Here is a 23,968-nt window from a genome sequence, read left to right on the forward strand (position 1 = left end):
AAACATGCTCACAAAGGTTTTTGGAAGTGCCGTCTTCGGCGTGGAGGCCACCACGATTACTGTCGAAGTCAATGTCGATACCGGAGTGGGGTATCATTTAGTGGGGTTGCCCGATAATGCCATAAAGGAGAGTAATTACCGCATTGCAGCCGCTCTAAAGAACAATGGTTATCGCATTCCTGGAAAAAAAATCACCCTTAACCTAGCTCCGGCTGATTTGCGCAAAGAAGGTTCCGCTTATGATTTGACTTTGGCCATTGGTATTTTGACCGCATCCCAGCAAATCAAATCAGAAAATCTTGAAAAATATATCATCATGGGAGAACTTTCCCTTGATGGATCGGTGCAACCCATCAAAGGGGCACTTCCCATTGCCATAAAAGCTCAAGAAGAGGGCTTCGACGGCTTTATTTTACCCTTGGAAAATGCCAAGGAAGCAGCCATTGTTTCAGATTTAAAGGTTTATGGTGTCGAAAATATCAGTGAGGTCATCGATTTCTTCGATAAGGATAGAAATCTTGAACGGACTGTTATCGATACCCGTGCAGAGTTCTATAAAAGCCTAGACTTTCCGGAATATGATTTCTCCGATGTGAAAGGGCAAGAGAGTATTAAGCGTTGTATGGAAATCGCCGCGGCAGGTGGTCATAATATTATATTGATCGGTCCTCCTGGAGCAGGTAAAACCATGTTGGCTAAACGATTGCCTTCGATTTTACCCCCCATGACCTTGCATGAGGCGTTAGAGACTACCAAAATCCATAGCGTTGTCGGCAAAATAAAGAACATGGGGTTAATGAGCCAAAGGCCGTTTCGAAGTCCCCATCACACGATTTCCGACGTCGCCTTGGTCGGTGGGGGAGCTTATCCGCAGCCGGGAGAAATATCGTTGTCGCACAACGGAGTATTGTTTTTAGATGAACTCCCAGAATTCAAGCGTGGCGTACTCGAGGTGATGCGCCAGCCGTTGGAAGACCGTGAAGTTACTATTTCAAGGGCCCGTTTTACGGTAACCTACCCCAGTAGTTTTATGCTGGTGGCGAGTATGAACCCGAGTCCAGGAGGGTATTTTAACGACCCCGATGCGCCGGTGACCTCTTCTCCCGCGGAAATGCAAAGGTATTTAGGCAAGATTTCAGGACCGTTACTAGATCGTATCGATATACATATTGAAGTAACGCCCGTTCCTTTTGAAAAACTCTCCGACGACCGAAAAGGAGAGGGCAGTGTGGCCATTCGTAAGCGCGTGACCGCAGCTCGAGAACTTCAGACCCATCGCTTTGAAGCATTGGACAAGGTGCATTATAATGCCCAGATGAATACCAAGCAGATCCGCGAGTTCTGTAGGTTGGACGATGCGTCGAAGGAACTTCTCAAAAATGCCATGGAACGACTGAACCTTTCCGCGCGGGCCTACGACCGTATCTTAAAGGTAGCGCGAACCATTGCCGATTTAGATAATAGCCAGGAAGTAAACGGTAATCATATTAGTGAAGCAATCCAATACCGTAGTTTGGACAGGGAAGGGTGGTTGGGTTGAAAAACTATTTTAGACAAAGCATATTCTATTTCGAAGTATATTCCCGTCAGAAATATTTAAAGTAAGACTTGGGAAAGACAGAAAACATGGAATGTCCTTAACAATCTGGATAGAAAATCCTAATTTAAGCTTGACGTTTTAATCACAGTTTAAAATGAGAATAATGGAGGATTTCTGGACAAATTATTGGCATTTAATTGTTGCTGGACTATTTGCTTTCGCTTCGCTCTGGGTTTTGCATGTAAGAAAAGAAGAAAAGGCAAAACTATCGCAAAAAGAACTCGAAAAAAAAATTGACACGGCGATAACCCTATCAGTTGAAAAGACCATAAAAGAATTGAAAGGAGGGTTCGATAATCTTTTGAAAGAAACGGATAAAAAATTGGTGAAGAGTACTCAAGCGAGTGTTGGAGCCGTGGAGAAAGCTTCCGAAAAAATAATTGGTGATGTTCAATCTGCGACTGAAGATTTAAAAAAAGAAACTTTAAAACTTACGGACAATATTAAATATGGCAATCTCACTTTTACTATTGTTTTTGATGCACCAGTAATGAATTCCGAGTATACTGAGTTTTTGTCAAAGCTACCTCAAAGAGTTAAAAGAGAAATACTACCTAATTATCTTATTGAAAATTACGTTCCTGAATTAAGTTTTTATAACAATACAGAGAAAAAGAAAGTAAATTACTTTTTGGAAACACAGGACTTTGAGTTAACTGGTGGTAGAGCGCAGAACCCAAATAAGAATGTTGTTTACTCAAGACATGATGGTAGCGGGGATGAATTTTCTATAACTCTAAAATTCAAACTTTTCACTCCTCTTGATTTTGACATGGAAAAATTTTTGAATTGTGCCACTGCACATTTTCGTTTGAGACTCAAATACGATAAATATGTATGGGATGACTATTATATTAGAGACTTTATATCTAACTACCTTAGACCACAGCCTAATAAGTGTTATATAAATTTTACAAATGTCAGTGAAAACATCAAACTTGATTTCGTTAAACATAGGGCCACTGAAGACAGAGACCTTAGTGTTTATGGAGACGTTTATTTTTTTGAAATTAATAGATAAAATGCCCCCTCCCTTGAGTCCTCTATTTGATTAGGCTCTCTAAAGCGGAAAGTTTTCATTTAGATTTCCAAAAAAATTAATCATTACTGGTTGATAGATGCGCGACGTGTTCACTTTTTTTCTTGGTCAATGATTTAGTCCTGTGTTTTGGAATTGACTTTATATTTAATAAATTACGAATATAACAGCCATTGAAATGGATTATCATAGTCACACTATCTTTATCGTGAGCTTTCTATTTTCAATTTTTTATAACCATAAGTGAAAACACTAGTTTTGGAAACAAGAGTATATATTATTACGGCCTTAATTATTATTACTGCTTTGGTCGCAGGGTGTCTTTCTGCTTGGCAATATTATGAAAGCCAGAAGACCGAAGCTAAAAATGAAGTTCTTCAAGAAGAAAATATAGAAAGAGCCAAACAGCTAATTGATGCTCAAAAGCAAATTAATACTTTACAAACCGAAACATTGAAACAAGTAATGGGAGAAGGATATTTAAAGATTCATGTTATCTGGAAGGGATTTAATGAATTTGAAATCTATGCAGAAAGTATGTCAAGCTACCCAATTTTTGATACCACGATTATGATTTATGATCAAGAGTGTCTTGATAAATGTGAAAAGACACAACCCAATGGAAAAATAAAAGTCATGAAGGCATGTTACGATAAATGTGCGAAAACCTCTAACGAAGTACGAACAATACATCCATCATCACTAACACCAATGGGGAAATATAAAATACCTCAAGGGAATGATGAAATGAGATTATATTTTACAATCTTCAGTAGGCATAGTACAATCGCACAATACTCAATAATAACTAGAAAAAATAAGAATCACTATTATAGAGTTTATGAAGTAAAGGCAGGCAATTTCATTAAATTGGAAAATGAAATGAATGACAACGATGATAAATTTCGTGAAGCATTTAAACATTTTGAACAAACAATACCTCTTTACTAAATACTATTTAAATTTTTCTTAAACGGTAAGAAGTCTTCCCTAAAAATTTAATTGTACTTGTTTATTTATAATTCTAAGTCGACAGGCTGGTATCTTCGCCTTATCTGGCATACAGCTACGCTTTGCCATACTAAAATGGCGTATCAGACAGTTTCTTTTGCTAGGGCTTATAAAAATATAATCATAAAAAAGAAATTCGAATGTTCTTTGTAAGTTAACGAATTTAAATAAGCAATTTAAAATTAGCTTTATAATATTTTAAGAAAAGACCACCCCCTTGTATACTATTACAGATGTGGCCCTTGTGGGTGAGGGAGCCTATCCACAGCCGGGAGAAATATCGTTGTCGCACAACGGAGTATTGTTTTTAGATGAACTCCCCGAATTCAAGCGTGGCGTACTCGAGGTGATGCGCCAGCCTTGGACGACCGTGAAGTCACTATTTCAAGGGCCCGTTTTACGGTACCTACCCCAGTAGTTTTATGCTGGTGGCGAGTATGAACCCGAGTCCAGGAGGGTATTTCAACGACCCCGATGCGCCGGTGACCTCTTCTCCCGCGGAAATGCAAAGGTATTTAGGCAAGATTTCAGGACCGCTACTAGATTGTATCGATATTCATATTGAAGTAACGCCCGTTCCTTTTGAAAAACTCTCCGACGACCGAAAAGGAGAGGGCAGTGTGGCCATTCGTAAGCGCGTGACCGCAGCTCGAGAACTTCAGACCCATCGCTTTGAAGCATTGGACAAGGTGCATTATAATGCCCAGATGAATACCAAGCAGATCCGCGAGTTCTGTAGGTTGGACGATGCGTCTAAGGAACTTCTCAAAAATGCCATGGAACGACTGAACCTTTCCGCGCGGGCCTACAACCGTATCTTAAAGGTAGCGCGAACCATTGCCGATTTAGATAATAGCCAGGAAGTAAACGGTAATCATATTAGTGAAGCAATCCAATACCGTAGTTTGGACAGGGAAGGGTGGTTGGGTTGACGCTTGTTCTTGACAAAAACCTCGTCTTCCGAGTTGTACCGATGGTAAAAATGTGTTCGTTACTTTTAAAGACTTGATATTTTCGTTTTAATAGGCACAACGTACTGGTCAATGGGCGAAAGTGTTTACAGCACAATGGTGTAATCCACCTCAAAGGTCAGGATGATGGGTAAGAAATCAAAAAATTTTAGGGACTAAGTAAATCAGTCCCTATTGGTCTCCCCAAACCTGTTTTTCTCACTTTATTTCAATAAATTTAACTCTAGGGAGATAACTTGCTCAGCAAATCTAGGGTGTGTGCCAACAAGTTCCCCCCATAATTTAAAAAAACAACAATTAGCCTATGACCATATTCAAATTATTCGTACCTGCTATCTTGATTGCCTTCTTGGCTCTCAGTATGGCTTTTTTTGCAAACAATTCATCTTTGGGTAACACCGAAAAAAAGTATGATGCCAAAGAGTATACCGTTCATCCGTCGGATTCAAAAGAATATAGTCCTTGTGATCAATTTGAAATTCCCGATTATCGTGCCTATAGAACATCGCACAAACCAAAAATAGACGGCAAACTTGATGAAGAGGAGTGGCAACTTGCCCCACAATCATCTAATTTTCGAGATTTGATTTCGGGGGGTGAAACGATTCACGATACCCGGGCCGCAGTGCTGTGGGACGATGACTATCTCTATGTGGGGTATTGGATAGAAGAACCGAATCTCCAGGCCAGTATCACCGAACGCGACGGATTGATTTACCAGAATAACGATGTGGAACTATTCATCGCCGGAAAAGATGCCTACTACGAATTTGAAATCAATGCCTACGGAACTATTTATGAGGTGTTCTTTATTTGGGAGGAAGCCTACAAAAAGGGCGGTTACGATGCCCTGAAAGGGTTTGGGCCTGAAGAGCCCGGGAGAAGGGAATTTAACGGGGTAGGATATAAAACCCATCCGAGAGGGTTGAGAATCGGTTTCTGGAAATGGGACCTCGAAGGCTTGCAGAGCGCCGTTTTCACCGATGGCACCATTAACGATGACACCGATCGAGATCGAGGATGGACCGTTGAACTTGCCCTACCTTGGTCAAGTCTTGCGATTTTGGCCAAAGGAGATGGGAGAAGTATTCCACCGCAACATAAAGATACTTGGAGAATGGACTTTTCAAGGTTCAACCAGTACAAGGAGGCCGAACCTGCCAAGGATTCAGGCGGGTGGGCATGGAGTCCACATGGGATATGGGACTCCCATGTGCCGGAATGCTTTACTTTTATCAACTTCTTCAACGAAGATGTACAAAATCTTAATAAGTAGTACTCCGCATTAATTTATATAGGTCTGGCCTATTTGTGCGAAAAATCTTCTCGATAACGATTTTAGTGCCCCTTCTTTTAAGGATGGATCGACCCTCCGGAGAAACCTGATGGCAGCTCTGTGCTAAAACCTAAAATAATTGGTGTTTACGGTTGAATTAGACGGTATAATTATCTATTTTTAAATGATTTAAAGCCAGAACCTTTAAATTGATTTTAGGTAGAAAATATCCTAAAATTTTGTGAGAATTACTATGTTAAGAAAATGAGTTTTACGAAGAGGACTATTTATGCTATTTACGCGAGTCAAGATATCGATGTGTTGCGGCGGCTTTTGCTCCGTTTACACCCCTTGAAGAAAGACTTCAACCTAACTATCTGGAGCGACGATGCGATTAATCCGGGTCAGCGATGGCGACCGGAACATGAATCACGGCTAAATCATTGTGATATATTCCTGCTTTTATTGAGTAATAGCTTTATGTATTCCGATCTTATCAGACAAGAGGAATTTCAGGTGATCGTTGATCGTTATAAAAACGATGGAACCACCATTATACCCATTATAATAGATAATTGTCCTTGGGATCTTGAATTTAGCTTTGGCGACTACAATTTCAACTTTAAGGAACTACAAGTGTTTCCAAAAAATCAAAAGCCATTAGGTGACCGTAATACAGAAGATGTAGTATTTGGAGAAATTACCAATTTTTTGAGGGGCTTGATTTCACCACCAGATAAAACTAATGCTGTTGAAGAAAACCGGAGTAGAAGCACAGCTGGGCAAATAGCGATAGATTTCTTTGAAGAAGAAAGGAGAAACGATGAGGCCGAAAAAGGGGAAAAAAGCAAACGGGAAGTTAAAGCAAAAGTAAAAGATATTAGGGATTATGCTTCTATGCCTCCTCTGAAAGAAATCGAAGCGAAAGAGACGGTCATAATTGAGAGTCGGCCGAGACATAAAGTGGAGGTCCAACAACGGATAAAAAAGGAAAAAGAGCTCAAAGGAAAAGCTAAAAGAAATACAAAAATCGAAGTAGAGGCCAAACTCCATAGAAGGCCTATAGTTCCAAATCGGGAAAACGAAAGTGCAATAACCAGAAAATTAGAAAATATACGTTCCGGTATACGTCTTACCCAAAAAGGATCTATTCAAGATAAAGAGGTGGGAAAAGGTCAATTCACGCAAGAAAAAGGTATTAGAAAAAATCGCCTCGAAAGATATAACTATCAATTTAAGACTACGCCACCGGTCAAGGTCAAAAGTGTAGGCAAAAAAGAAAGCCCAGACAACGGCAATGCAAGTACAACATCGGTGGTATATGCAAAAGAAAGGGGCGGAATGCAAAAGTCCGGTAGCGCAAACGACCTAGAAAAGCGATTGGGAGAAGTAATTACGGTGCAGGAAGTAAGCCTTAGAAAAAAACGACTTTCAGGACATAATTATCAATTTAAGACTACGCAACCGGTCAAGACCAAAAGAGTAGCGCCCCAAGAAGAAATGGGGGTCGACGAGAGACAAGTAAAGCCCCAGCCCTTTGTAGAGGTAAAGAAGCAGATCAAAATATCGAAATCTGAAAGCGACGCTACACTGAAGGAGAAGTTGGCAGGGTTTTTCGAGAGGTTCAGAAAAACTTTGAAAGATCACATCACCGTGGCTTACGACCGTACCTCAAAATCTTGGAGTGGGTTCGTTCAACGCCTCAAAGAGGCAAAAGAGAAAAAAGCTTTACGTGATAAAAAAAGTTTTTTTTCCGGACTCGTAGTTAAAATCAAAGGAACCTCGGCGGATTCAATTGCGATGCTGAAAAAGAGTTTCGCCACAGCATACCATCGGACCTCCAAACCGGTGAGCATAATCGGTCGACGCATTAAAGAAGCAAAAGAGAAAAGAAATATAAATAAAGAAAGTGGTTTTTTCTCCGGATTCATGGTTGAATGGAGAAAAACTTTAGAAAATTCCCTCACCACTCTGAAAGAAGGTTCTGCCCTAGCTTATGATAAAACGGTTGAATCCTTAAGTAGTTTTCTTAAGCGCATTAGGGAAGCTAAAGGGGAAGGCACCATACATACGAAAGGAATTTATGCCGGGTTCGCCATCGCAAGTCTAGTTATTTGCGGACTATTGATTTACGTTTTTACCGGAAATGCTGAAAAGCAATCCACTATTGTCCCGGAAGTAGAGACTACGGGAGTACCTCCGGCCAGTGAGCCCACGATTGATGATATTTCTGAACGTCAGCCGCCAGCCATCTCTGAATTAGGTATCGGAGATACTTATTTGGGAGGTATGGTTTTCGCGATAGATTCATCCAAGGAATCGGGTAAAATTGCCTACACCGAAGATATGGGCCCCATGCCGTGGAAAGATGCGATTAAAATTCACGAGCAATTGGGCGAGGGATGGAGATTGCCCACACTAATGGAACTGGAGATCATGTACCATACCATTGGGCAAGGCGCAACCAACGATGGTCGATTCGCCGATAAATTGTATTGGAGCGCAACGCCCTACGACAAGCATCAGGCTAGACTACTGCGTTTCACGGATGGAAACACCTCATATCATTACAACAATGCACTTGAAAAACGAAAATTTCTGGTACGCGCCATTCGGGATTTTGGCCGATAATGAACAAAATCTCCAAGGCTACCTATCCGAATGATTTTTACAAAGTGGCATTAACCAAAAATTCAGCATTAATTATTATGTATTGATGAGTTGTAGTTTCTTCATCCGAAACTGAGATATTTCGATTTAATGAAGAGGGCTGGTACCCTGTGTATTTAAGTAGGTAGTATTGTTATAGGCAGGGACAGGTAGAAGTTATCGATCCTAATTTTTGGACTGGAAATTCCAGAGCTATTTCTTAAAAAACCCTACGTGCAGATATACTTTCCAGTTTAGCGTTCAACTTTCATTTAAAGTCTTGAGAAGACTTATTAAAGTAGGAAGTCACACTATAGAAAAGATTCTTGTTCTGTTTTCTATAAGTTCGTAACAATGACCATGTAATAAAGGCGCCAATTTTTTTCCACGATACCGTTGAAAGGTGTACTTGTTCAAAAGTTAGTACACATTTAAAAGATGCGAACTGAAAAATACAACAACCAAAAAAATGATTAAAAAGACTTTATTGTTTTTGACTTTGTCCTCCCTAGTGACCTTGAATGTTAGATCACAACAATTCAAATGACGTTTATTGCATTCACAGCAGTGAAACCGCTAATACTTTCGTAACGATTAGGCTGATATTCGTGTACTCAATGGATTTTGGTCTACTCTTTAATAAAGTTCTTGTAATGTTCGTAGCGTTCAAAGATTTGATTCACGTAATTGTAGGGTTCTATACCATTGACGTAACCATAATTGACAGATGGATGGTTGAAATTCTGTGGATAGCTTAGAGCCAACATCATTTCATTGACATTGTCGTCCCATATGTCGGGATCTAGATCTTTTAGCTCTGCGAGTTTGCGGGCGTCCATGATATGATAATAACCGCTGTTATATGCACCCATGGTGAATTTGATGCGCTGTACGCTATCGGTTACTTCCTCAAAGTTCTTGTAGATACTTTTTAAGTATTTTGAACCTGCGTTGATATTATCAATAGGTTCGGAGACATTCGCAACCCCTAGCTCTTCAGCGGTTTGGGGCATCAATTGCATTAAGCCCGAAGCCCCCGTCCATGCATTCGCTTCGCTGTTAAAACTTGACTCTTGAAATATCAGGGAGGCTAATAAACGCCAATCCCAACCCAGCGTTTTCGCATTTCGTTTGATGATGGAATCGTATTGACTGATCTGATTGTTGGTTAGACTGTAAAACTCGCTTTTAACCCGACGATTAAAATATCTTTTATTCTGAAAGTACTTGTTGTAGATGACGTAATAGTCGGTTTTCTTTTTTTGATTTTCGATCCATTCGTTAATCTTTTCCAACAGTACCTGCGAGTCTTTATGAACGGCCCAAGCAATACGTTGGGAAAAGCTAACAGGTACTGAGGCATCCAGAATCGGATAAAAGGAAGCATTGATGTTGGCCAAGTTTTTATCCGCTATTGTGTATTCGATTTTTTTTTCGGCTACCATTTTGATTATTTCTGCCGTGGATACCTTCCCCAAAATGGTATCTATATGAATGGTGCCACCTATTTCCTTAGAGAGGTTCTCCAATCTCTCAAAATAGGAAGAATTAAACCGTACAGAGACGGTATCTCCAATAAGTTGAATAGGATCTTGAATGATACTTTCCCTTATTTTATCTAAGGTCAACTGGCGCCAATTCTCCGGTTTTCGTTGTACCAAAACCTGATTGGTCAGATACAAATAATCGGTAAAGGCCACATTCTTTTTTCGCTCAGAGGTGATAGCCAAGCCATAGGCTACCAAATCGATATCACCTTCGGTGAGTTGTTTCAATAAAGAATTCAGGTCTTCGGCGACGATGAGTTCAAGTTCAAGATTGAAACTGTCTGCAAGTCGCTGTAAAAGCTCATATTCGTAGCCCATAGGCCTCCCTTTATAAAGAAAATAACTGGTACTACTATAGGCAATGAGTGCTCTCAATTTACCATCTTCAAGTATATCTTCATAATCCCTTATCCTTATGTTGGCGCCATCGTCACTGTCATTATTGATGGTGGAATTGGAATTACAACCCGTAACTAATAAGATAAAGCAAAAACTGAAGACAAAAAATCGTATATGCATATAAGTATGGTATAATAAGTTTTTCATTGCTATCGGCCCTTAAAAATAATTAATTGGGTGCAGGGTGTTCCTTTGTCCTTCTATACTTATAAAAACAAATGGAATGCTATCTTAATCTACGTTAACCGACTTATAACATAAAATGGTTTGGCAACATCCATAACCTACACTAGGGTCTAAATCACATTAAGAATATAGTAAAAAAAAAGGAGTCTCCTTTTACGAGTCCTTCCCTTAGTGACTTTGAGACCCAAAACACTTTATTTTTTGGAAATTTGATTGTGCTTTTAGGGTAGGATGTTTTGAAAGGTTAGTGGTCTAGGGAAATAAAATCATTCAATTTCACATGCTTTTAATCGATCATTTCGGTTAAAAATTCGATAAAAGCATCTAATTATTGAATAAAATGTGCATTTCATCGTTAATAAGAGGTATAAATCTTATTTTTATCGTTCAACAACAACTTTAAAAGACCATTTTTTTTATGCCGCGTTTCAAAATCTTCGTCGGTTCTGCGCTTTTATTAGTGATTATCATTCTTTTGGCAACTCGTTTGATGGAACCTGATCCTGATATGCCAAACGATTCTAAAGACGTTGCTCTGAAAATTGCACTACCAAAGAACGCGTTCAACAAAAAGGATTTCCTACGCTATCGATTAAAACAAAGTGAGCTAAAGTCAGCTTTAAGTGCATACTTTAAAAAAGCGATAGTATCGGGTGATATTGTAGGTGCTGGAGTCAGCATTGTTCATGGAGACTCCATACTCATCTCGGAAGGATTCGGTAAAAGAAGTGTCAATAGCCCAGAAATGGTGAACGACGAAACCTTGTTTCGATTGGGCTCGCTATCAAAAGGTTTTGCTGGGGTTTTGGCCGCGCAAATCAAGCATGAGGGAAAACTAGACTGGAATGATAAAGTGCGTGATTACCTCCCTGATTTTCGATTAGGAGATGAAAAAAACACCGAGCATATCACTTTGGCCAATATTTTGTCCCATACTTCTGGTACTCCCTATCATAGTTTTACCAATTTAGTGGAAGCTGGCCTTCCACTATCTGACATTGCGAGTCGGTTCAGGGATATAGTTCCTATAAGCGAGCCTGGAATGCTGTATAGTTATCAGAATGCCATGTTTGCACTTTGTGGAGAAATGATGACAAGGGCGACCGGGCAAAAAATCAATACCTTGTTGGGTGACCGTCTCTTCAAGCCTTTGGGAATGTGTACGACAACCATGGATCATGAGAGTTTGGTCGGTGCAGCCAATATTGCCATGCCCCATGTTAGGGCCCGTAATGGATGGCGTGCCACACGTCTTCGAAACAATTATTATAATGCTATTGCGGCAGGTGGTATAAGTTCTACAGCCCTTGATATGGCCCGATGGATGCGATTTTTATTGGGAAACAATCCTGAAATAATGGATGCTTCAGCTATCGGAGAGGCCTTTAATCCGTTCGTCAAAATAGGTGGATACAAATACTATAAAAAATGGCCGGGGCACGTCGCGTCGTACTATGGTTTTGGATGGAGGATACATAAATATAAAGATCAGGATTCACAAAGCATAAAAACCATTTGGCATCATGGCGGAAGTGTCAATAATTATAGAAATGAAATTGGCATGTATCCCGAAGATGATTTGGGTATTTGTGTACTGTTGAATGGGCATTCGAGAATTGCCCAGCGTGTAATTCCTGATTTGAATAAGATTGTAAGATCGGTATATTCAAATAATTTCAATGAGTTGGTCTTCAACGATGGCCTAGACCACAAGGTGTCAATGCAGTGATATTGAAATGATTCCCGTCTATTTAAAATAGGGGTGTGGGGGACATCCCAGGAGCTATTTCAGCATATCTTCCTATGTATGAGCAAGCGCGAGAGGATTATCTTTCGTAGTCTTTTAAGAGAAAATTCCAGTGCCATTTTTTGAAAAGTCCGATATGAAGATATAGTTTGAGCTTCTTGGCATTTATTTTCTCGTTCACCCGAATTGATGACCTATTAAAATAGGAGGTGATACTGTAAATGGTGGTTATGTTTAGGTGTTTAAGTACATCATAACAGTTATAGCGTAAGTAAGCTGCCAAATTGTTCCCTCGATAATCTTCGAAAGTATATAAATTGAGAAGGTAGCCGCTTCCGTCTTCTATGTGAAAATTACGATGTTTAAAGGTAAAATCATTAGGGTCGATAAATAAAAGGGTTGCAATACGGTCAGCCACCCGAAGGCCTATGCAAACTTGACCACGTTCCATATTCTTGATCAAGAATGAAGTGCTAAGCCCCATAACACCGTCCATAACCGAAACTTCCGAAGGAGGAATAAGAGCGATCGTATAATTTTCGAGGCCTTCTTTTATTTTAGGAGGCTCACCATTATTTTTTTCTTCCTTAAACCAATAATAAGGGGCAATATCCAACCCGAAACGGGTTAAGAAATTTCTCAAACTAAATAGGAATAGCCCGTTGCGAAACCTCTTCCAAACCTTAATAAACCCATAAAAACGATTACCCTCCTTAAGTTTCATAAAATAGCTGTGAAATTACAAAATTAGGTCAGCTCCCGACTTCTTTAGCCTTTTTAAGTAAAAAGTTTGATTATTTGAAATACCACTGTATAAAAAGGGCCAATAAAAACTCGGTCTTTACGAAAAAAAAAGCTACTACCTCCTATGGTAGTAGCTTTTCCTTCACATAAAATATGAAAGTTTATGGGACTGTTTTCCAATTTCTTCGAGTCAATCAAGCATCGACTATGGTTATGCGAATTTTTTAAAAAGGATGGTTTTTGAAAAGGAAAATGGCCATAACCACAATAAAAACAATGTTGAATGCCACGTAAACATATAAAAGTTTGTCCTTCATTTTCATAATAATGGTGTGTTTTATAGATTTCTGTATCAAAGATATACACCAAGAAGGAAACGAGCCTCTAGAAAAACCCCATACTTTTTAGGGTAATCTACAATCGAATTGGGGTTTTAGTAGTTGCGGGTTATGGTTTTTTTGAAAACGGCATTAGAGTTTGACCAAGCAATCTTTTGCCGCAGATTTATATACAGCCTCGACGACACGAATATCACGAAGTCCTTCCTCACCAGGAACAAGCATATTGGTTCCGTTAATTATGGAAGCTGCGTCTTCGTCCATTTGTTTGGCTTGTTGGCTTTCAATCGGAAAATTGATCTCTACGCCATCCGATCGCACTCCCTTGTTCCCATTATAGGATGAATGTGGTTCCATGTAGACCCATCCTTTTTCGTAATTTATTTTCAAATAATTCATATTAATACCAAAACTGGTATGACAGGCCGCCCGGGCCCCACTGGGAAATTCAAGTTGAAACATGGCGGTTTCTTCAACTTCATGATATATATCAGGGCGTACGGTATAGGTTTGGGCCAGTACAGAAATAGGTTCTTCACCGGTAGCAAGTCGGGCTCCTTGGATGGCATATACCCCCATATCGCCCATAACCCCTCCGCCAAGGGCTTTCTTTTGTTTCCAATGGTCGGTTCTTCCGTCAAAGTAACCAGCAGCAGAGGTTACCATCATCACTTTACCAAAAGTTCTTTCCTTGGCTACCTGCATATAGGCTTGAATATTCGGATCATGTTGGCAACGGTAACCAATGGCAAGTTTCACCTTGTTGTCCTTACAAGCTTTGATCATTTTTTCACATTCCTCGACCGAAGGTGCCATGGGTTTTTCGCACCAGACATGTTTTCCTGTATTGGCCGCTCGAATAGTATACTCCGCGTGCATCGATGGGGGGAGCACAATATAAATCACATCGATATCGGGGTTATTGGCGATATCGTCAAAGTTTCCATAGTTGTATATGTTCTTATCGGCAATACCATATTTTTTCTTCCATACAGGAATTTTTTCTGGACTACCGGTAACAATTCCTTTGAGTTCGCAATTTTTTGTTAGCTGTAGGGCAGGAGCTAGTAAATCGGTACTGTAATACCCAAGACCCACTAAGGCTACCCCTAATTTATCTTTTTGTTGTCGGGTGGCGGACCATAGCGAGTTAGGTAAAAAAGCCGTCGTAGCTGCCATTGCTCCAGCCTGTTTTAGGAATAGCCGTCGTTGTTTTTTTTCCATGTTCAAGAGATTTTGAACAGGAAAATACGACAACAATCTGAATAAATCAATGGCAGCCCTTCAAACTGGGCGACTTTCTCTTGTTTTACATCAGGTCGGCAAAGAATAGTACATATAACGACCATAGAAAGCAGAAGGCACAAAAGGTATAGACCATATATTCACTGAGTGTAGTTTTTTCTCTCATAAGCTACGTTTGTATATAGAACGGGGTGATTGTTTTTTTGGACCCTCGTTTATCGTGCAATGGGGAAGAAACTCGATTTAAGACCAACCTTACGACCAAAGGTTGTTTTTTCTCTTTAAATGAAACGTTTCGATATTCCTATAATCTTAAAAAACAACCACTTAGACGTATATTTTATAATTAAAAGTGAATGGCCTTTTAATAGTGAATGGGAAAAATGGGTAACTCTTTTAACGGAAAATTTTGTAGTTCGCACATCGGTTGTAACCAACTATACAAAATTGTATCATGCCAATAGGGGATGCTTTATCTTTAATAGGGCTACTGTTTAAATGAATTGGCCGGTATCAGGCCACTTTGCGACTTAAGCTAGAGTCGGCAAATCAAGTATACTAGACTAAACAACAAGACGATGAAAAAGCAAAACGAGATATACTACTGTAACTTACCTCAAATGCCACTTAGAACGTTCGATATACCTATGGGGCCTTTAAGGATGGGTGCTATTCTTATGATGGCAAAAAAATGGGTGAACGGTACCAAGTTGAAATATGCCTTTTTTGAAGGAGACTCATTTTATACCCAGGTCACCAAAGAGAATGGTCAACAGTCCAAAATTTTTTGGAAAGGCACTACTGCGGAAAAAAATGCGGTTAGAAAAGCTTTTAAAAAATGGAAGAATCAAGATATCGGTCTGGAATTCGAAGAGACCGAAGACAGACTTGAAGCCATTATCCGGATCGGTTTCGCAAAAGGAGAGGGGTCGTGGTCCTATGTGGGGCGGGATGCTTGGGACATTCCGAAAGGTCAACGTACCATGAATTTTGGATGGGACATCATAGAAGATCAAGATACTATTTTGCATGAAATAGGCCATGCCATGGGTTTTCCTCATGAACACCAGAACCCCAAGGCGGGTATCGTTTGGGACGAAGAAGCGGTGTACAATGCCTTAGCCGGTCCTCCCAATTATTGGTCTCGAGATAAGACATTCCATAATATTATCAGAAAGATTTCCCCAGATGAAGTTCAGGGTTCCAGCTGGGATCCCAATTCTATAATGCATTATCCTTTTGGGGCCAACATGATTATTTCTCCACCGGAGTACAAAAATGGTCTCAGTCCTGAAGACGGGCTTTCGCAGCGCGATGTCACGTGGGTAAAGCAGTTTTATCCCAAACTCGATAAAAGACGATTTATCGAGTTAAAGCCTTTTCGATCTGAGGTCATATCTTTGAATGCCGGTGATCAAATCAACCTTGAATTCGAACCGGAAGAGTCTCGTACCTATACCATACGTACTTTTGGGGATATGGATACCGTTATGGTACTTTCAGAAATAATCGACGGGGAGAATGAGTATTTGTCCGGTGATGATGATAGTGGGGAGGAGCGCAATTCCGTAATCAAAGAAAAGTTGCTGAACGGCAAGAAATATATTGTCAATATTCGCCTATACTATAAAACCAGCTCTGGCGATACATGTGTAATGGTTTATTAAGCCCAATGATCAAATCTTTGCAAAGGCGGCAAAACGTACTGAAGGCAAATGCAGTTAAAGTTGAAATTCTTCGTTATTATGGTCCTCGACCTTTGAGTTGTTTACTGGCAAAATATCTTTAAGAATATACGCCACTACAATGACGATTCCTAAACATAACAATGGTATGGAGAATTGCCAATCTAAAATATTGAGAATGCTTCCGGCTATGATCGCTAGGGTGCCGATAACCATAATGGAGTTCCACACGACTCGGGCGAAGTTATTCTTTCTTTTACGGTTCTCATCCAAGAAATATGCGGTTCCTTCCATTACAAACCAAATAATAAAAGTGATTGCCGTAATAACTTGTAGCAGAAATGCGTGCGGTAGGTCTGATACTTGAAATATACCGTTAAGGGCCCAAGATAAAATCAGTATTAGCTTGTTGTAGTCTAAAAAGGTTTTCGATGTCTTTTTCCAAAAACGAACGGTATATATGATAGCCGTACTAGAAAATGCCAATAATAGAATTTCTTCAGAATACGACCATTGTAAGATGCTGGATAACATGCCAAACAGAACCATTGCAATTGAAATTCTAAATGGGGCCTTTAAAATTTTTTTTGATGTTGACATGATCTTTTTTTTTAGTTAAATCGCCTTTAAATGCACGCGTAAACCATCTATTATTCCCAGAATATTAGTGACGGTCTCTTTGAGATAGTGCTTTATTAAAACGTGGGGTATGCGAATGGTCGTGAACCCGTTTTTAAACGAATGCATAGTTTTCTCAAGATCATTTATCGCCTGTTCGTGGGTCAACATATTATATTCAGAATCAATAATAATATTGAGTTTCACTCGGGATATGGCGATATCGATCGACTTTGTACCATCCCACCATTCAAGCATGGCGGTTACGCCGGCATCCTTTAGGCCATAGTACAATTGTATCGCTTCTTTAGGGGTGTTGCGCTTCTCGATTAGTACCATCATACGGTTAACATGTTCCGAACAAAGTTCTACACCAAGATTATCCATTGAGACCTTGTGGTCTTGATAATCGAGTTTTTTATTACATTCTATGCAGGTCATTAAGTAGGTTCATTTTATCCTGATTTACATCGGGAACGTTAGATTTGGGATAATAATAACCGTAGTTTTTTACGAATAGTATAAAGTTTCGATATATGGCACCCCAGTTTTAGACGAACGGCATTTTTTTAGATAAACGACATTTAAAAGTGTTAAAAGTGTTGTGAAAATCAAGATAGGCCACTGACGAAAAGGCAAGCGAATAAGCTAGGGGAATACGAGCCATAGTAGCTTAATTTATCTACATTTAGTATCATAATAAATGATTGGGCAATATGTTTAAAAATATAGGGCCGGGAGTATTGGTGGCCGCTGCTTTTATAGGACCTGGTACAGTAACTTCTTGCACATTGGCTGGTGTCGAGTATGGTTATGGGCTTTTATGGGCCATGCTGCTTTCGGTTCTAGCTACCCTTTTTATGCAAGAAATGTCGGCTCGATTGGGCATAATCACCCAAAGTGGATTAGCAGATGCAGTCAATAGTGAAGTACAATTTCCATTTCTTAAATACTTCATTTTCGGTGCTATTTTCAGTGCTATAGTGATTGGAAATGCGGCATATGAAGGAGGTAATATTGGAGGAGGCACTTTGGGGCTAGAAGCTATTTTCGGCATAACGTACGCACCTTACTACCCATTTGTCGTAGCAACTTTCGTTTTCACACTATTGATTATAGGCAATTATAAAATACTTGAAAAAGTCTTTATACTACTGGTACTTCTTATGAGTATTTCCTTTATTGTAGCCGCCATTATTACCCAACCGAATATCGAACAGGTATTAGAAGGTCTTTTTATACCTAAGGTACCCGAAAAAAGTATGCTGATGATTGCGGCTTTAGTAGGCACTACCATTGTACCCTACAATCTGTTCCTTCATGCTTCGCTGGCCCATGAAAAATGGAAGTCTCCCAATGATTTGAAAATGGCGAGGAGGGACAGTCTATGGTCAATTGGACTTGGAGGTCTTGTTTCAATGGCGGTAATCATTTCAGCCGCCGCTTTAAAGGATACCCAAATAACGAATGCCATAGATATGGCTAAGGGTCTAGAACCCCTTTATGGTAATTTGGCCAAATACTTTATGGGAATCGGACTTTTTGCAGCGGGTATTACTTCCGCCATTACCGCTCCTTTGGCTGCTGCATATGTGGCAAATAGCTGTTTCAATTGGAAATCCGGTTTAGCCGGATTTAAATTTAGGGCGGTATGGTTACTTATTTTGATATTGGGTTTAGCATTCACCTCCTTGGGTTTTAGGCCTGTAACCGTTATAAAATTTGCACAGGTGGCAAATGGAATTTTGCTTCCGGTGATAGCCATTTTCCTGTTATGGGCTGTAAGTAGAGGTTCTATTATGGGAAGATATACGAATAGTTCTTTGCAAAATATAGTAGGTCTAATTATAATTGTTTTGGTAATGATTCTAGGAGTAAAGATTGTATGGACTGTTTTCTAATGCTCAGGTTTTTTTGATAAAGGAAGATGTGTTAAGAATAGAAAGGATAATTTGGTTATTTGAAACTTACCCTAAAGGTTGAAAAATCGGTTTAATTAACTAGAACTATTATGGTAACAGATTTCACAGAGATAGATATTAATTGCGATGTTGGTGAGGGTTTGGATAATGAGGGGCAGTTGATGCCTCTAATTTCATCCTGCAATATTGCCTGCGGAGGTCATGCGGGCGATAGAGCGTCAATGACTAAGGTAATTGGTTTGGCTAAACAAAATCATGTGAGAATAGGGGCTCACCCTTCATACCCGGATAAAGAAAACTTTGGAAGGGTCTCTATCCCTATTTCAGACACCAAACTGATTGAAAGTATTGAACGGCAAATAAACGATTTGAAGCATATAGCTGAGGAGGAAAAGGTACAGATTCACCATATAAAGGCTCATGGTGCGCTTTATAATGATATGGCCAAAAGTGAATCGCTTTCAAAAGTCTTTTTAGAAGCTGTAAAAGCGTTTAGAAGTGAAACGTTTCTTTATGTTCCCTATGCATCGGCTATAGCCAAGATAGCTTTGCAGAAAAATTTTAAGTTGCGGTATGAGGCTTTTGCAGATCGCAATTATAATGAAGACCTCAGTTTGGTCCCGAGAAATAAGAATGAAGCGCTCATACACTCTCCTGAACAAGTTCTTGAACATATTCTTGGTATGCTTGCACATAATAGGGTTCGGACCATAGAGGGTCGGTTTGTAAAAATTTTGGCAGATACTTTTTGTATTCATGGTGACAACATTTTGGCATTTGAAATAGTATCGTATCTTACCAAAGCTTTACCGGACCATAATATACATATCAAAAAGTGAATACTTATTCCATATCCATACGACCTTTTGGAGTACATGCCATTTTAATCGAATGGCCCAATGAAGTAGCGGAAGACATATTGAACGACATTCTTAAATTCACCCAATTTATTCTTGAGCAAAAGCTTAAGAACGAAAATTGGGAGATTGTTCCCGCATATAACTCGGTGACCTTAATTCATCGGGATAAGCCCATCGCTTTCGATAGTTTTAAACAACAACTGCTCGATTGGTACGGGGAGGAAAAAACCATAGTCGCTAAAGAGCGTTTTCTTTGGAGGCTGCCGGTGTGCTACGATCTTGAATTCGGGATTGACCTTGAGGAAGTATCCGGCAGATTGGGCCTAGGTATTGAAGAAATTATAAAATTGCATACCGCCCATGCGTATACGGTATTCGGTATTGGATTTTTACCCGGCTTTATGTATCTCGGAGGTCTTCCAAAGGCTTTGGAAATACCCAGAAAGTCACATCCCAGACCAAAGGTAATCAAAGGTTCAGTAGGCCTTGCGGCCAAACAAACGGGTGTTTATCCTCAAGAATCGCCCGGTGGTTGGAATATTATTGGTAACTGTTCGGTACCGATGTTCGATCCCCAAAAAAAAGAACCCTGTTTTATTAGCGTGGGTGACAAGGTGCAATTTTATCCCATTGAAAGGGCAGAATATGATCTTCATAAAATTGAAGGGGAAGTAGGTATCTATAAGATTGAAAAAACGAAAATCGATGCTTAAGCTATTGAAATCCGGTCTTTTTACCACGATTCAAGATGGTGGGCGATATGGCTATCTAAACAAGGGTGTTCCGGTAGCTGGTTACATGGATACCTTTTCTGCTAAAAAAGTCAATATGCTTTTAGAGAACAAAGAAGATGCTGCTGTGCTGGAAATAACGATGACTGGACCGACGCTATTGTTCGAAGAAGAAACATTTATTAGTCTTGGTGGTGCCCAATTCTCTGCAACTCTAAACAATAAACCAGTACCGTATTATAAGGTTGTAAAAATAGAAAAAGGTGATATTCTCTCCTATGGAAAATTGGAAAAAGGGTTTCGAAGCTATTTAGGTATTAAAAATGGTTTTCAATCGCCCGAAGTGTTAGGAAGTCGCTCTTTTTTCTTGTCGATTACCCAAAAAAACCATTGTAAGGATGGCGACACCCTAGCCTATAAACCTTATACATCTTTTGCACCAAAAATTTCGGAACTAAAGGTAGATTCCTTTTTGGACGAAACAGTATTGAAAGTTACCCCTGGGCCAGAATATGGCCTGCTTACCGATAAGCAACTAGAATCGCTTTTCGTGCACGAATTTAGTATTTCGAATGAGAATAATCGAATGGCCTATCAATTAGAGGAAAAAATTTTGGGTCATGAAATTTCAATGCTGACGTCTGCCACTTTACCGGGAACTGTACAATTGACACCTATAGGTAAGTTGATCATTTTAATGAAGGATGGACAGACCACTGGGGGCTATCCAAGAATTTTACAACTATCGGACAAGGCTATATCTATATTGGCACAGAAGAAATTCGGTGACTTAATTTCTTTCAAGCTGACTTAGAGTATTTTCTCTATCGTTCTGACCTGTTTTTGGCACATTTGCGATTTATGCCAGTACGAACTATGTATCGGAGACCAAACTTTCAAAAACAAGATTTTTGATGTCTTTGAACAGGTAAACCCGAAGCGTATCTTCAAAAGCATCAATTTCATTTCTAGACGTTTCAGCGCATTTGTTCATAAAAACGATTTCTCTTGTCTTATGGCTTTCAAAAATTGAAATCTTCCTAAATCGATTTGTCGGCGTGAAAAGCCCACGCGAACTTCCGGTAAACTTGTGGTCATTCCACCAATTCCTCGATTGCTAGGCGAATCATACTATTGATATAAGTTTATAGCAATATATTGGTTCTTAGCATTCCGCTTAAAACCTAGTGGGCAATGGTACTTTGTTTCGAGTCATTGCTTGAATCCGATTGGTATTATCTAAGATGAAACATAGCAACAATAGAGTTGGCAAGATTACGGAGAGCGCATAAAGTATGAGGGTAGGCTTGCTTATAATTTTTTTCGGATTAGTACATCCAAACCAAGAAAATGGAAATCAAAGGTTGAAACCTCTAAAAAAGAGTTTGTCGAGCAGAATATTTTATTTAATATTGTTTTATGAAAAGTAAGTTTTTTTCGGTCAATGTGATTTGTGTCGTTCCCAATAGGGTGTGATACGGATTTCTATCGACTTTAGAGGCCTGTATCTAAGTTTTTCTTGATACAGGCCTCTACTTTTATATAGATTTGAATGTGATAAAATATAATACTTATATTATTGATAATCAATATTTTATGTAAATAATATAGGTATTGGCTTTAGATAGGTTAGAACTGTTAAAATAAATCGGAGCTATAAATCTATATTTTTGATATGATATAATAAAAGTATACCAAACACATCTACATTTCATGGAATTGAATAAGTATAGTAAAAATGTGACCCAAGACCCAACCCAACCGGCTTCACAGGCCATGTTGTATGCTCTCGGGCTTACTGAGGAAGATTTGAAAAAACCTTTTATAGGTATTGGAAGTACGGGCTACGAAGGCAATCCCTGCAATATGCACTTGAACGATTTGGCGCAAGAAGTAAAGAAGGGAACCCACGAAGAAAATTTAGTCGGTTTAGTTTTCAATACAATCGGGGTAAGTGACGGTATATCGATGGGTACGTATGGCATGCGTTATTCCCTACCTTCCCGAGATCTTATTGCTGATTCAATGGAAACTGTTGTTCAGGCAATGAATTATGATGGACTGGTAACTGTGGTAGGTTGTGATAAAAATATGCCCGGTGCCCTTATGGCCATGATTCGCTTGAATAGACCTTCCGTGTTGGTTTATGGGGGTACCATTGCCTCAGGTTGCTATAAAGACAAGAAGTTGGATGTGGTCTCAGCTTTCGAGGCATGGGGCGAGAAGGTGGCAGGAACTATGAGCGAAACCGATTTTAAGGGAGTGATTCAAAACGCTTGTCCAGGAGCGGGAGCTTGCGGGGGTATGTATACCGCAAACACTATGGCCTCGGCCATTGAGGCCTTGGGTATGGCAATGCCCTATAATTCGTCCAATCCGGCTACGGGAAAGGAAAAACAACAAGACGCCATTAATTCCGGTAAAGCTTTACGTTATTTACTGGAAAACGACATAAAACCAAGTGATATTATCACGAAAAAATCTTTCGAGAATGCGATACGTTTGCTCACACTTTTAGGGGGGTCGACCAACGCGGTACTGCATTTTTTGGCTATCGCTAAAGCTGCGAATGTCACCTTTGGCTTAGATGATTTTCAAAAAATAAGTGATAGTACTCCTTTTTTAGCTGATTTAAAACCGAGCGGAAAATATTTAATGGAAGATCTTCACCGTGTGGGCGGTACCCCCGCAGTCATGAAGTTCATGCTAGATAACGGAATGCTACATGGCGATTGTTTGACCATTACAGGAAAAACGGTAGCGGAGAATTTGGCTGAATTGCCCGGTTTACAGGAAGGACAGGAAGTGGTGAAGCCCTTAAGCGCCCCTATCAAGAAAACGGGACATTTAAGAATCCTTTATGGCAATTTGGCCGAAAAAGGAGCGGTTGCAAAAATAACCGGTAAGGAGGGACTTTATTTTTCAGGTCCGGCCAAAGTGTATGACGATGAGTTCAAGGCCAATGCCGGTATAGGTAAAGGCGAAGTAAAAAAGGGTGATGTAGTCGTAATTCGCTATGAAGGCCCCAAAGGAGGCCCGGGCATGCCGGAAATGTTAAAACCTACTTCTGCCATAATGGGTGCTGGTTTGGGAAAGGATGTGGCGCTGATTACCGATGGAAGATTCTCTGGAGGCACCCATGGGTTTGTGGTAGGTCACGTCTGCCCAGAGGCACAGGAGGGAGGTACGATAGGTCTTTTAAAAGATGGTGATATGATCACTATCGATGCTGAGCTAAACAAAATCTCAGTGGATTTGACGGATGAGGAACTGACGGAAAGGCGAAAAAATTGGAAGCAACCTGATTTAAAGGTCAAAAGAGGAAGTCTCTATAAATATGCAAAAACGGTATCATCAGCTTCTGAAGGCTGTGTTACCGACGAAATCTGATAATACGAAC

At 39.8% G+C, this 23,968-nt stretch carries 17 protein-coding genes and 1 pseudogene; 13 read left to right on the plus strand and 5 right to left on the minus strand.

Features of this window, described 5'->3' with window-relative positions; all coding sequences use genetic code 11:
• Nucleotides 1-4: 4 nt before the first annotated feature.
• From F2B13_RS02380 to F2B13_RS02405, 6 genes and pseudogenes are all read left to right on the plus strand, one after another.
• A complete protein-coding gene (locus tag F2B13_RS02380) occupies nucleotides 5-1,540 on the plus strand; it encodes a YifB family Mg chelatase-like AAA ATPase (RefSeq protein WP_149275684.1) in 1,536 nt (511 codons plus the stop codon).
• A gap of 154 nt (nucleotides 1,541-1,694) precedes the next feature.
• Nucleotides 1,695-2,621, plus strand: a complete 927-nt coding sequence (locus F2B13_RS02385; RefSeq protein WP_149275685.1) for a hypothetical protein — start codon at nucleotides 1,695-1,697, stop codon at nucleotides 2,619-2,621.
• A gap of 276 nt (nucleotides 2,622-2,897) precedes the next feature.
• Nucleotides 2,898-3,590 carry a hypothetical protein gene (locus tag F2B13_RS02390; RefSeq protein WP_149275686.1) on the plus strand — a complete coding sequence of 231 codons (693 nt, stop codon included), beginning with the start codon at nucleotides 2,898-2,900 and terminating at the stop codon, nucleotides 3,588-3,590.
• A 271-nt stretch (nucleotides 3,591-3,861) separates the two neighbouring features.
• A pseudogene (locus tag F2B13_RS20710) lies at nucleotides 3,862-4,582 on the plus strand (ATP-binding protein); the annotation flags it as partial.
• Nucleotides 4,583-4,925: 343 nt separating this feature from the next.
• Nucleotides 4,926-5,897, plus strand: a complete 972-nt coding sequence (locus F2B13_RS02400; RefSeq protein WP_149275687.1) for a carbohydrate-binding family 9-like protein — start codon at nucleotides 4,926-4,928, stop codon at nucleotides 5,895-5,897.
• 264 nt (nucleotides 5,898-6,161) lie between these two features.
• Nucleotides 6,162-8,528 carry a TIR domain-containing protein gene (locus F2B13_RS02405; protein ID WP_149302987.1) on the plus strand — a complete coding sequence of 789 codons (2,367 nt, stop codon included), beginning with the start codon at nucleotides 6,162-6,164 and terminating at the stop codon, nucleotides 8,526-8,528.
• Between the two features lie 647 nt (nucleotides 8,529-9,175).
• Here the strand turns inward: F2B13_RS02405 and F2B13_RS02410 are convergent.
• Nucleotides 9,176-10,612, minus strand: coding sequence for an MltF family protein (locus F2B13_RS02410; protein WP_149276407.1), 1,437 nt, complete (start codon nucleotides 10,610-10,612; stop codon nucleotides 9,176-9,178).
• A 484-nt stretch (nucleotides 10,613-11,096) separates the two neighbouring features.
• Here F2B13_RS02410 and F2B13_RS02415 point away from each other — a divergent pair, with 484 nt between their 5' ends.
• A complete protein-coding gene (locus tag F2B13_RS02415; protein ID WP_232622985.1) occupies nucleotides 11,097-12,407 on the plus strand; it encodes a serine hydrolase domain-containing protein in 1,311 nt (436 codons plus the stop codon).
• A 97-nt stretch (nucleotides 12,408-12,504) separates the two neighbouring features.
• On the opposite strand, the gene F2B13_RS02420 is transcribed toward F2B13_RS02415, so the two are convergent.
• Both F2B13_RS02420 and F2B13_RS02425 read right to left on the minus strand, forming a co-directional pair.
• Complete coding sequence (locus F2B13_RS02420) at nucleotides 12,505-13,149, minus strand: hypothetical protein (RefSeq protein WP_149275689.1); 645 nt, start codon at nucleotides 13,147-13,149, stop codon at nucleotides 12,505-12,507.
• Between the two features lie 490 nt (nucleotides 13,150-13,639).
• Nucleotides 13,640-14,731, minus strand: a complete 1,092-nt coding sequence (locus tag F2B13_RS02425) for a Gfo/Idh/MocA family protein (RefSeq protein WP_198439793.1) — start codon at nucleotides 14,729-14,731, stop codon at nucleotides 13,640-13,642.
• A gap of 599 nt (nucleotides 14,732-15,330) precedes the next feature.
• Here F2B13_RS02425 and F2B13_RS02430 point away from each other — a divergent pair.
• Nucleotides 15,331-16,419 carry a M12 family metallopeptidase gene (locus tag F2B13_RS02430; RefSeq protein ID WP_149275690.1) on the plus strand — a complete coding sequence of 363 codons (1,089 nt, stop codon included), beginning with the start codon at nucleotides 15,331-15,333 and terminating at the stop codon, nucleotides 16,417-16,419.
• A gap of 54 nt (nucleotides 16,420-16,473) precedes the next feature.
• Here F2B13_RS02430 and F2B13_RS02435 read toward each other — a convergent pair whose 3' ends face one another.
• Nucleotides 16,474-17,037, minus strand: coding sequence for a hypothetical protein (locus F2B13_RS02435; protein WP_149275691.1), 564 nt, complete (start codon nucleotides 17,035-17,037; stop codon nucleotides 16,474-16,476).
• A 15-nt stretch (nucleotides 17,038-17,052) separates the two neighbouring features.
• Entirely contained in the window at nucleotides 17,053-17,496 is a 444-nt protein-coding gene (locus F2B13_RS02440; protein WP_149275692.1) for a hypothetical protein, read from the minus strand.
• Nucleotides 17,497-17,771: 275 nt separating this feature from the next.
• Between F2B13_RS02440 and F2B13_RS02445 the strand changes: the two genes are divergently transcribed.
• From F2B13_RS02445 to ilvD, 5 genes are all read left to right on the plus strand, one after another.
• Nucleotides 17,772-18,956 (plus strand): Nramp family divalent metal transporter, encoded by a 1,185-nt coding sequence (locus F2B13_RS02445; protein ID WP_149275693.1) that lies wholly within the window; start codon nucleotides 17,772-17,774, stop codon nucleotides 18,954-18,956.
• A 110-nt stretch (nucleotides 18,957-19,066) separates the two neighbouring features.
• Entirely contained in the window at nucleotides 19,067-19,816 is a 750-nt protein-coding gene (gene pxpA / locus F2B13_RS02450; RefSeq protein WP_149275694.1) for a 5-oxoprolinase subunit PxpA, read from the plus strand.
• On the plus strand, nucleotides 19,813-20,550 hold the full coding sequence (gene pxpB / locus F2B13_RS02455; RefSeq protein WP_149275695.1) for a 5-oxoprolinase subunit PxpB: 738 nt from the start codon (nucleotides 19,813-19,815) through the stop codon (nucleotides 20,548-20,550). The genes pxpA and pxpB overlap by 4 nt, the downstream gene beginning before the upstream one ends.
• Nucleotides 20,543-21,382: a 5-oxoprolinase subunit C family protein gene (locus F2B13_RS02460; RefSeq protein ID WP_149302992.1), complete on the plus strand. Its 840-nt coding sequence runs from the start codon at nucleotides 20,543-20,545 to the stop codon at nucleotides 21,380-21,382. The genes pxpB and F2B13_RS02460 overlap by 8 nt, the downstream gene beginning before the upstream one ends.
• A gap of 899 nt (nucleotides 21,383-22,281) precedes the next feature.
• Nucleotides 22,282-23,958, plus strand: a complete 1,677-nt coding sequence (gene ilvD / locus F2B13_RS02465) for a dihydroxy-acid dehydratase (protein WP_149275697.1) — start codon at nucleotides 22,282-22,284, stop codon at nucleotides 23,956-23,958.
• The last annotated feature ends 10 nt before the right edge of the window (nucleotides 23,959-23,968 follow it).

The organism is Pareuzebyella sediminis, assembly GCF_008367235.1.
GTDB lineage: Bacteria > Bacteroidota > Bacteroidia > Flavobacteriales > Flavobacteriaceae > Pareuzebyella > Pareuzebyella sediminis.